Origin of the sequence: Bradyrhizobium sp. TM239 (assembly GCF_036247985.1) — a bacterium.
In the GTDB taxonomy this organism is placed as follows: domain Bacteria; phylum Pseudomonadota; class Alphaproteobacteria; order Rhizobiales; family Xanthobacteraceae; genus Bradyrhizobium; species Bradyrhizobium ottawaense.
The window spans coordinates 17,428-26,800 of the sequence record NZ_BTIR01000018.1 but is presented as its reverse complement, the minus strand read 5'-3'; the positions used below and the strand labels follow the sequence as shown (position 1 = coordinate 26,800).

The 9,373-nt window shown below is 64.8% G+C and carries 9 protein-coding genes; 7 read left to right on the top strand and 2 right to left on the bottom strand.

The genetic code is table 11. The features are described from left to right. The first annotated feature begins 35 nt into the window (after nucleotides 1-35). The 4 genes from AABA84_RS26920 (at nucleotide 36) to AABA84_RS26905 (ending at nucleotide 4,322) form a co-directional block, all read left to right on the top strand. The gene (locus AABA84_RS26920) at nucleotides 36-869 is read left to right on the top strand and encodes an AraC family transcriptional regulator (RefSeq protein WP_338313672.1); all 834 of its coding nucleotides are present in this window, start codon (nucleotides 36-38) and stop codon (nucleotides 867-869) included. Nucleotides 870-1,008: 139 nt separating this feature from the next. Further along, on the top strand, nucleotides 1,009-1,947 hold the full coding sequence (locus AABA84_RS26915) for an SMP-30/gluconolactonase/LRE family protein (RefSeq protein WP_212246954.1): 939 nt from the start codon (nucleotides 1,009-1,011) through the stop codon (nucleotides 1,945-1,947). A 118-nt stretch (nucleotides 1,948-2,065) separates the two neighbouring features. After that, nucleotides 2,066-2,659 (top strand): GNAT family N-acetyltransferase, encoded by a 594-nt coding sequence (locus tag AABA84_RS26910; RefSeq protein WP_212247569.1) that lies wholly within the window; start codon nucleotides 2,066-2,068, stop codon nucleotides 2,657-2,659. 16 nt (nucleotides 2,660-2,675) lie between these two features. Next, a complete protein-coding gene (locus AABA84_RS26905) occupies nucleotides 2,676-4,322 on the top strand; it encodes a GMC family oxidoreductase (protein ID WP_338313671.1) in 1,647 nt (548 codons plus the stop codon). Nucleotides 4,323-5,232: 910 nt separating this feature from the next. On the opposite strand, the gene AABA84_RS26900 is transcribed toward AABA84_RS26905, so the two are convergent. Together AABA84_RS26900 and AABA84_RS26895 are read right to left on the bottom strand one after the other, a co-directional pair. Then, nucleotides 5,233-6,075 carry an AAA family ATPase gene (locus AABA84_RS26900; RefSeq protein ID WP_028145612.1) on the bottom strand — a complete coding sequence of 281 codons (843 nt, stop codon included), beginning with the start codon at nucleotides 6,073-6,075 and terminating at the stop codon, nucleotides 5,233-5,235. A gap of 96 nt (nucleotides 6,076-6,171) precedes the next feature. After that, nucleotides 6,172-6,417, bottom strand: coding sequence for a GlsB/YeaQ/YmgE family stress response membrane protein (locus AABA84_RS26895; protein WP_018318587.1), 246 nt, complete (start codon nucleotides 6,415-6,417; stop codon nucleotides 6,172-6,174). 123 nt (nucleotides 6,418-6,540) lie between these two features. Between AABA84_RS26895 and AABA84_RS26890 the strand changes: the two genes are divergently transcribed. From AABA84_RS26890 to sseA, 3 genes are all read left to right on the top strand, one after another. Beyond that, nucleotides 6,541-7,716: a vWA domain-containing protein gene (locus tag AABA84_RS26890; RefSeq protein ID WP_212246957.1), complete on the top strand. Its 1,176-nt coding sequence runs from the start codon at nucleotides 6,541-6,543 to the stop codon at nucleotides 7,714-7,716. Between the two features lie 131 nt (nucleotides 7,717-7,847). Then, nucleotides 7,848-8,261 carry a rhodanese-like domain-containing protein gene (locus AABA84_RS26885; RefSeq protein WP_028145610.1) on the top strand — a complete coding sequence of 138 codons (414 nt, stop codon included), beginning with the start codon at nucleotides 7,848-7,850 and terminating at the stop codon, nucleotides 8,259-8,261. A gap of 199 nt (nucleotides 8,262-8,460) precedes the next feature. Next, entirely contained in the window at nucleotides 8,461-9,318 is an 858-nt protein-coding gene (gene sseA, locus AABA84_RS26880) for a 3-mercaptopyruvate sulfurtransferase (protein ID WP_338313670.1), read from the top strand. The last annotated feature ends 55 nt before the right edge of the window (nucleotides 9,319-9,373 follow it).

The window sequence follows — 9,373 nt, the reverse complement described above, 5'->3', positions numbered from 1 at the left end:
CATCATCGCCACGCTTCGAACGAGGGTTGAGCCGCATGAACCCAGCGCAGCGCGCGCTCTGGTATATCGAGAGCCATCTGGCCGAGCCGATGACGCTCGACGAGATCGCTGTGGTTTCGGGCGTGTCACGGTTCCACATCGTGCGCGCGTTTGCCGCAGCCACCGGCCTTCCGGTGATGCGCTACGTCCGCGCGCGGCGGCTGACGGAGGCGGCGCGTCTTCTTGCGAAAGGCGCGCCTGATATCCTCAGCGTCGCGCTGGAGGCCGATTACGGCTCGCACGAAGCTTTCACCCGCGCGTTCCGCGACCAATTCGGCACCACGCCCGAAGCGGTCAGGGCGGTGATGTGCGCCAATGACCTCAAGCTTCAGGAGCCGATCCTCATGGACTCCACCATGCTCGACCATCTCGCGCCGCCGCGTTTCGAGACCGCGCGGGCTCTGCTCGTCGCCGGTCCCGGTGAGCGCATTTCTTGCGACAACGGCGCCGTCATCCCCGGCCTGTGGCACCGCTTTCATCAGGAGGTCGCCGATATTCCCTCGAGGGTCGGACAGGTCGCCTACGGCGTCTGCTGCAACGGCGACGATTCCGGCAATTTCGACTACATCGCTGGCGTCGAGGTCGCCGAGTTCTCGGACCTGCCGCGACGCTTCGCCCGCATCCGCATCCCCGAGCAGCGCTATGCGGTGTTCGCGCATACCGAGCACGTCGCCTCGATCCGCCGCACCGTCAACACGATCTGGAATCGATGGCTGCCCGGCTCGGGATTGACGGCTGCGGACGCGCCGAGTTTCGAGCGCTACGACGAAGCGTTCGATCCCTCAACCGGCAATGGCGGCTTCGAGATCTGGCTGCCGGTGAAGCAGTAGAGCTTCCGCAACGCTGGCATACCATCCCGCTTGCTTGGCAAGCCGGGGTGTCTTTGTCATAACCGCAGGCAAATCTTGCGTGTGGGGCCCGTGCCGGACATCCCGTGCAAGTCATAACAATCAGCCGGGAGGGGCCCCAATGTCCACTGCCACGTCCAATGTCCGCGTTCTCGCCACCGACCTCGAATTTCCCGAAGGGCCGGTCGTGATGCCGGATGGTTCGGTGGTGCTGGTGGAGATCCGCGGCCAGCGCCTGACCCGCATCTATCCCGACGGCCGCAAGGAGATCGTCGCGAAAATTCCGGGCGGGCCGAACGGCGCCGCGCTCGGCCCCGATGGCAAGATCTACATCTGCAACAATGGCGGCTTCTCCTGGATCCCGACCCGCAACATGATCATGCCGGGCCCTCAGCCCGACGATTATCTCGGCGGCTCGATCCAGCGCGTCGATTTGCAGACCGGCAAGGTCGAGACCGTCGTCACCAAATGCGGCGCGCACGATCTGCGCGGGCCGAACGATCTGGTGTTCGACAAGCAGGGCGGGCTCTGGTTCTCCGATCTCGGCAAGCGCCGCGCCCGCGAGATGGACGTCGGCGGCATGTACTACCTCAAGCCTGGGATGACCGAGCTCGTCGAGGTCGTGCACGGCATCTTGCCGGCGAACGGCATTGGGCTGTCGCCGGATGAGAATACCGTCTACATCGCGGAGACGCCGACCGGCCGGCTCTGGGCCTACGAGCTCTCCGCGCCCGGCACGCTGAAGCCGCGCGACGTGATCTATCGCGGCGAGCGCGGCAAGCCGATCTGCGGCCTCGGCGGCTACCAGATGTTCGACTCGCTCGCGGTGGAAGCAGGCGGCAATGTCTGCGTCGCCACCCTCGTTTCCGGCTGTATCTCGGTGATCGCGCCCGACGGCACGCTGGTCGAGCAGGTCCCGACCGGCGACCGCGTCACCACCAACATCGCCTTCGGCGGCCCCGAGCTGAAGACCGCCTACATCACGCTGTCGGGCAAGGGCGAACTGGTCGCCATGGACTGGCCGCGGGGCGGATTGCCGTTGAACTTTTTGAATAAGTGACGATGGCGTAGTACGCCATCGTCATCCCGGGGCGGCTCGGAGAGCCGAACCCGGGATCTCGAAATTGAGGGTCCGGTCCTGCGGACCGCCCGGAATGACATTCATGAGGAACGATACAATGCCCTGGCCCGATCCCGTCACCCTGCGTGGACAGCACGCCCGTCTCGAGCCGCTGTCACAGCAGCATCTCGACGGGCTGGTGACGGCCGTGAAGGATGGGGAGCTGTCAAAGCTCTGGTACACCGCGATCCCGCTGCCGGACAACATGGCCAAGGAGATCGACCGCCGCCTGGGGCTGCAGGCCGCGGGCTCGATGCTGCCGTTCACCGTGTTCGACGCTGGCGGCAACATCGTCGGCATGACCACCTACATGAACATCGATGCCGCCAACCGCCGCGTCGAGATCGGCTCGACCTGGTACGGCAAGAGCGCGCAGCGCGGCCCGCTCAACACGCAGTGCAAGCTCTTGCTGCTGCGCCACGCCTTCGAGACGCTGAACTGCATCGCGGTCGAATTCCGCACCCATTTCTTCAACCACCAGAGCCGCCGCGCCATCGAGCGCCTCGGCGCCAAGCAGGACGGCATTTTGCGCAGCCACCAGGTGGCGCCGAACGGCAGCTTGCGCGACACTGTGGTCTACAGCATCACCGCCGCCGAATGGCCGACGGTGCGGACCCATCTGGAATTTCAACTCAACGACAAGCCGCGCTAGGAGCGGCCGAGGCACCATGGACAGATTTGATTATGTGATCGTCGGCGCGGGCTCTGCGGGTTGCGTGCTCACCAGCCGGCTGAGCGAAGACCCCAGCACCAGCGTCTGCGTGCTGGAGGCGGGGCCAAGCGACTGGCATCCCTACATCCATCTGCCGGCGGGCTTCATCAAGACCTTCCACATGAAGAGCATCAACTGGGCCTACCAGCAGGAGCCGGGGCCCTGGACCGGCGGGCGCAGCATCTACGCGCCGCGTGGCAAGACGCTCGGCGGCTCGTCCTCGATCAACGGCCACATCTACAACCGCGGCCAGCGCATGGATTTCGACACCTGGGCGCAGATGGGCAATCGCGGCTGGGGCTATGCCGACGTGCTGCCTTACTTCAAGCGGCTGGAGAAGCGGGTCGGCGAGGGCGACAACAATTTTCGCGGGCGCGACGGCAAGCTCACCGTCACCACCATGGAGTGGCGCGATCCGCTCTGCGAAGCCTTCATGGAAGGCGCGGTCTCGCTCGGCATCCCGCGCAACCCCGACTACAACGGTGCGAAGCAGGAAGGCGTCTCCTACTGCCAGCGCACCATCGACAAGGGCCTGCGCGTCTCCGGCTCGACCGCCTTCCTCAAGCCGGCGATGAAGCGGCCGAACGTGCATGTGCACACCCATGCGCACGCGACCGAGATCATCTTCGAGGGCAAGCGCGCCGTCGGCGTGCGTTACATGAAAGGTGGCCGTGGCGGCACGCCGGTGGAGGTGCGCGCCAACAAGGAAGTGATCCTCTCCGGCGGCACCTATAATTCGCCGCAGCTCTTGCAGCTCTCCGGCATCGGCTCGCCCGGTCTGTTGCAGCAACACGGCATCGCCGTGCGTCACGCGCTGCCCGTCGGCGAGGGCCTCCAGGACCACTACGCGCCACGTACGGTGGCGCGCGTCAAGGACATCAAGACCATCAACGAACTCCGCCGCGGCGTCTCGCTGTGGATCGAGGCGTTGAAATGGGCGACCGCGCGCCGCGGCCTGCTCTCGCTGTCGCCGACCATGGTGTATTGCTTCTGGCATTCGGGCGAGAGCGCCGACTCTTCCGACCTCCAGCTCACCTTCACGCCGGCAAGCTACAAGGAGGGCGTGCAGGGCCAGCTCGAAGACGAGCCCGGCATGACGGTCGCTTCCTGGCAGCAGCGCCCGGAAAGCCGCGGCTATGTCCGCATTCGCTCCAATGATCCGTTCGCGCCGCCGATCATCCAGACCAACTATCTCGACGCCGAGCTCGATCGCCGCGTCATCGTCGGCGGCATGAAGCTCGCGCGGCGGCTTTTGAAGTCGGCGCCGCTCTCGCCCTATTACGCCTACGAGGATTTCCCCGGGCCGAACATCAACACCGACGACGAGTTTTTGGCGGCCGCCACCGAGCGCGGCACCACCACCTTCCACCCCGGCTGCACCTGCCGCATGGGCCCGGCGGATTCGACCTGGGCGGTGGTCGACGACCAGCTCCGCGTGCATGGGCTCGAAGGCCTCCGCGTCATCGACGCCTCGGTCATGCCGCGCATGATCTCGGCCAACCTCAACGCCTCCACCATGATGATCGCCGACCGCGCCTCCGACCTGATCCGCGGCAAGCAGCCGATGGAGGCCGCGCGCATCCCGGATGCGGCGGTGGCGTGAGGATCTGCGTAGGGTGGGTTAGCTAGCGGGCAGCGCGAAGCGCAGTCCGCTGGCGTAACCCACCACTTCTGCCGCTGCGGAAGCAAAAGAGGTGGGTTACGCTAACGCTAACCCACCCTACCAGATTTGCTGTGTCGCGGGCTGGTCAACCCCTTTCCGCAAAAATATTCCACTTTACCGAAATTCGGAATTGCGGCATACATCGACACAGCCCGGCCCGACGAAGAGGGGCGGTTCGCGAGTCGTTCGAAACGCGGGCCGGGTTGCGGTGGACGCGGCAGCGTCGTGCGCGAGAGGCGCGGGCAGGGCGGGTAGTCCCTGTGAGCCCGAGGCTTCGCGCGGACGAGCGGCGCCGAAGTCCGGCGAAGCCTCTTGGCGAAGCCGGATGAGCTGCGTACGGCAAAACCGTGTGGTCCTGGCCGTCGTTGCTACGGTCAAGCCTTTCGCGGAGATGTGCGCGAGCCCAACCGAGCAGACGGCATCATCCAATTCGCGGGGCGAGGGAGGCCAAAGGAAAGTTCGGCTCCCGGGAGAGCACGGCATAAGCCGTCCGACCATCGCGCAGGGAAGGCCGTGTGTTCGGCCGCACCTGTATGCCGCTGTGCAGTCCTTTTGCGCTATCTGCGCACAGCGGACCGCGGGTGCCAAGCCGGCACCCGGCCTTCCCTGCGCCCTCTTTCCTTGGGGGCGACGGAGAGAGCAAAGCTCGGGCGAAATGCGTCGCGAGGCTGCGAAGGTGTGTCTGCGATTCAAAATGCGAGTCTACTCTCGTGCCCCGGACGCAGCGCAGCGTCTCTTGATGGTGCGCTGCAGAGCCGGGGCCCATGTCGCCGCATTGTACCGTGTCGTCTACTGTCCCGGCTCTGCGCAGCAGCGTTGCACGCTGCAGCGCGTCCGGGACACGGGAAGGTCACACTTCCCGTCGGCTCAAGAACGCCAGCCGCTCGAACAGATGCACGTCCTGCTCGTTCTTCAGCAGCGCGCCGTGCAGCGGCGGGATCAGTTTTCGCGGGTCGCGCTCGCGCAGCTGCTCGACGCTCATGTCCTCGTTGAGCAGCAGCTTGAGCCAGTCCAAAAGCTCCGACGTCGACGGCTTCTTCTTCAGGCCGGGCACCTCGCGCACCTCGAAGAAGATGCGCAGCGCCTCTTCGACCAGGCGCTTCTTGATGCCGGGGAAGTGGACGTCGACGATGCGGCCCATCGTGTCGGCGTCGGGGAATTTGATGTAGTGGAAGAAGCAGCGGCGCAGGAACGCGTCGGGCAGCTCCTTCTCGTTGTTGGAGGTGATCATCATGATCGGGCGCTGCTTGGCCTTGATCGTCTCGCCGGTCTCGTAGACATGGAATTCCATGCGGTCGAGCTCGAGCAGCAAATCGTTCGGGAATTCGATGTCGGCCTTGTCGATCTCGTCGATCAAGAGCACCGGGCGCTGCTCGGCGGTGAAGGCGTCCCACAGCTTGCCGCGCTTGATGTAGTTCTTGATGTCGGACACCCTGCTATCACCGAGCTGGCTGTCGCGCAGGCGCGACACCGCGTCGTATTCGTAGAGACCCTGCTGCGCCTTGGTGGTGGACTTGATGTGCCAGGTCAGCAGCGGCGCGTTCAGAGCCTTCGCGACTTCCTCGGCCAGCACCGTCTTGCCGGTGCCGGGCTCGCCCTTGATGAGGAGCGGGCGCTCGAGCACGATCGAGGCATTGACGGCGACCTTGAGATCGTCGGTCGCAACATAGTCCTTGGTGCCGGTAAATTTCATCGCGTGTCCTTGGGTCATCGTCGGCGAGAGGCGTCAAGCCCCGTCGCGACAAGCGAACGGCCGCTCGCGGCGGCCGTTCCTGGTTCGGTCAGGCTTTCAGACCCGTTTTATCAGCGAAAGGATGACGAGCACAATCACCGCGCCGATCGTGGCGTCCACGATGGCGCCGACCGTGCCCGTTGCCAGCTGGATGTGCAGCTGGGGCAACACCCAGCTTGCGACCAGCGCGCCGATGATGCCGACGACGATGTTGCCGATCAGTCCAAATCCCGCCCCGTGGACAATCTTGCCCGCAAGCCAGCCCGCGATCGCACCGATGATGAGTGCTGCGACAATTCCCATTGCAAACGTCCCAAAAACAACCCCGTGAGGGCCCCAATTCTAGAGCAAAAAGCTTCCCGGTCCAGCACCCCGCGGCGGTCTCCGCCCCTTGACGTCAGCCACCCGACGGGCAATCTGTCACCCATGTTCCTGCAATTCTTCACTTCTCTGCGCGACGCGCAGGTCCCCGTGACGCTGCGCGAATACCTCACGCTGATGGAGGCGCTCGACGCTGACCTGTCGGATTATTCGGTCGAGAATTTCTATTACCTGTCGCGCACCTCGCTGGTGAAGGACGAGCGCAACCTCGACAAGTTCGACCGCGTCTTCGGCACGGTGTTCAAGGGGCTGGAAAACCTGCTCGACGCCATGGAGAAGGCGGAGATCCCCGAGGAGTGGCTGAAGAAGCTCGCCGAAAAGTATCTCAGCGAGGAAGAGAAGAAGCAGATCGAGGCCATGGGCTGGGACAAGCTCATGGAGACCCTGAAGAAGCGCCTCGAGGAGCAGAAAGGCCGGCACCAGGGTGGCTCGAAGTGGATCGGCACCGCCGGCACCTCGCCGTTCGGCGCCCACGGCTACAACCCCGAGGGCGTCCGCATCGGCCAGGAGAAGAACCGCAACAACCGCGCCGTGAAGGTGTGGGACAAGCGCGAGTTCAAGGACCTCGACGGCAATGTCGAGCTCGGCATCCGCAACATCAAGGTGGCGCTGCGCCGCCTGCGCAAGTTCGCGCGCACCGGCGCGCCCGACGAGCTCGATCTCGACACCACCATCCGCGAGACCGCCAATCACGGCTATCTCGACGTCCACATGCGTCCCGAGCGGCGCAACGCGGTGAAGCTTTTGGTGTTCTTCGACATCGGCGGCTCCATGGACGCGCATATCGAGCAGGTCGAGGAGCTGTTCTCGGCGGCGAAGAGCGAGTTCAAGCACATGGAGTATTTCTACTTCCACAACTGCCTCTATGAAGGCGTGTGGAAGCAGAACAAGCGCCGCTTCACCGACCGCACGCCGACCTGGGACGTGCTGCACAAATATCCGCACGACTACAAGATCGTGTTCGTCGGCGACGCCTCGATGTCGCCTTACGAGATCATGGTGCCCGGCGGCTCGGTCGAGCATGTCAACGAGGAGCCCGGCTCGGTCTGGCTCGACCGCATCATCCGCACCTATCCGCATTCGGTGTGGCTCAACCCGGTCGCTCAGAAGCACTGGGACTATTCGGAATCCACCACCATCATCAAACGCATCTTCGCCAACCGGATGTATCCGATCACGATCGAAGGGCTGGAAGGTGCGATGAAGGAATTGACGCACTAGCTTCTCGTCATTCCGGGGCGCGCGTAGCGTGAACCCGGAATCCATCGGGCCGCAATGTTCGTCGATGAATGGATTCCGGGTTCGATGCTGCGCATCGCCCCGGAATGACGAGAGAAGAGAAGGGAAGACCCATGCCCCAAAACATCACCCGCGGCATCAAGGCGCTGATCGACGAGGCCAATGCCGAGATCGAGACGCTGAACGCCAAGGACGCCATCGAGATCTCCAAGAACGGCGACGTCGTCATCGTCGACATCCGCGACCCTCGCGAGATCGAGCGCGACGGTCGCATCCCCGGCGCGTTCGCCTGCACCCGCGGCATGCTGGAATTCTGGATCGATCCGCAGAGCCCGTATGCCAAGCCGGTCTTCCAGGAAGACAAGAAGTTCGTCTTCCACTGCGCCGGCGGCCTGCGCTCCGCGCTCGCCGCCAAGACCGCGCAGGATATGGGCCTCAAGCCCGTCGCCCACATCGCCGGCGGCTACGCCGCCTGGCGCGATGCCGGCGGCCCGACGGAAGCGTGGGAGCCGAAGAAGAAGGGGTGAGGGCCTCGCTCTCTCATCCGTCATTCCCCGCGCAGGCGGGGAATCCAGTACGCCGCGGCCTATCGATTCAATAAAACCCGTCCCGGAGTACTGGATCGCCCGTTCCTGGTGCGCAATTGCGCACTGGCCGGGCGATGACAGCGGAGTTTGATGCGCACCGCTTCAACTTCGCGCGCGCAGGAATGACAAGGAAAAGCCAATGACCACCGCCATCGACCCTCTCGTCTCCACCGAATGGCTCGCCGCCCATATCAACGACGCCAACGTCAAAGTGATCGACGCCAGCTTCAAGCTGCCGGGCGTGCTGCCGCTGCCCAAGGACGACTATCTCGCGGCGCACCTGCCGGGCGCTGCGTTCTTCGACGTCGACGCGGTGTCGGACCATTCCAACCCGCTGCCGCACATGTATCCGAGCGCCGAGCAGTTCGGCCGCGACATCGGCAATCTCGGCATCTCCAACGCCGACACCGTCGTGCTCTACGATGCCGGCGGCTGGGTCGCAGCGCCGCGCGCGTGGTGGATGTTCCTGGCCTTCGGCCATAGCAACGTGCGCATCCTCAATGGCGGCCTGAAGAAGTGGCGCGCCGAAGGGCGGGCGGTCGAGAGCGGCGAGGTGAAGCCGAAGCCCGCAAGCTTCAAGGCGAGCTATGATTCAAAGCGCGTGCGCAGCATGCAGCAGCTGATCGCCAATGTCGAAAGCCGTGCCGAGCAGGTGATCGACGCGCGCGCCGCCGACCGCTTCGAGGGCCGCGCCCCCGAGCCGCGGGCGGGCATCCGCTCCGGCCACATCCCCGGCGCCCGCAACGTGCCCTACAATCAGCTGTTCGATGCCGCGACCGGAACGATGAAGCCGCTCGAGGATCTCCGCGCTGCCTTCACCAATGCCGGCGTCAAGCTCGATGCGCCGATCGTGACGAGCTGCGGCTCCGGCGTCTCAGCCGGGGTGCTGACGCTCGCGCTCTATCGCCTTGGGATCAGCGACACCGCGCTCTATGACGGCTCGTGGTCGGAATGGGGCCAGGAGGGCGGCCCGGCCATCGCGACCGGGCCGGCGTGAGCGTCACGATGACGGTGCGCGCCCTCGCCCCGCGCTTGCGGGGAGAGGTGAAGAA

Excerpts from the sequence above, each read along its gene's own strand:
- sseA (WP_338313670.1), top strand. The coding sequence starts at position 8,461 with ATGACCACCGCCATCGACCCTCTCGTCTCCACCGAATGGCTCGCCGCC.
- AABA84_RS26920 (WP_338313672.1), top strand. The coding sequence starts at position 36 with ATGAACCCAGCGCAGCGCGCGCTCTGGTATATCGAGAGCCATCTGGCC.
- AABA84_RS26910 (WP_212247569.1), top strand. The coding sequence starts at position 2,066 with ATGCCCTGGCCCGATCCCGTCACCCTGCGTGGACAGCACGCCCGTCTC.
- AABA84_RS26900 (WP_028145612.1), bottom strand. The coding sequence starts at position 6,075 with ATGAAATTTACCGGCACCAAGGACTATGTTGCGACCGACGATCTCAAG.
- AABA84_RS26885 (WP_028145610.1), top strand. The coding sequence starts at position 7,848 with ATGCCCCAAAACATCACCCGCGGCATCAAGGCGCTGATCGACGAGGCC.
- AABA84_RS26905 (WP_338313671.1), top strand. The coding sequence starts at position 2,676 with ATGGACAGATTTGATTATGTGATCGTCGGCGCGGGCTCTGCGGGTTGC.
- AABA84_RS26895 (WP_018318587.1), bottom strand. The coding sequence starts at position 6,417 with ATGGGAATTGTCGCAGCACTCATCATCGGTGCGATCGCGGGCTGGCTT.
- AABA84_RS26915 (WP_212246954.1), top strand. The coding sequence starts at position 1,009 with ATGTCCACTGCCACGTCCAATGTCCGCGTTCTCGCCACCGACCTCGAA.
- AABA84_RS26890 (WP_212246957.1), top strand. The coding sequence starts at position 6,541 with ATGTTCCTGCAATTCTTCACTTCTCTGCGCGACGCGCAGGTCCCCGTG.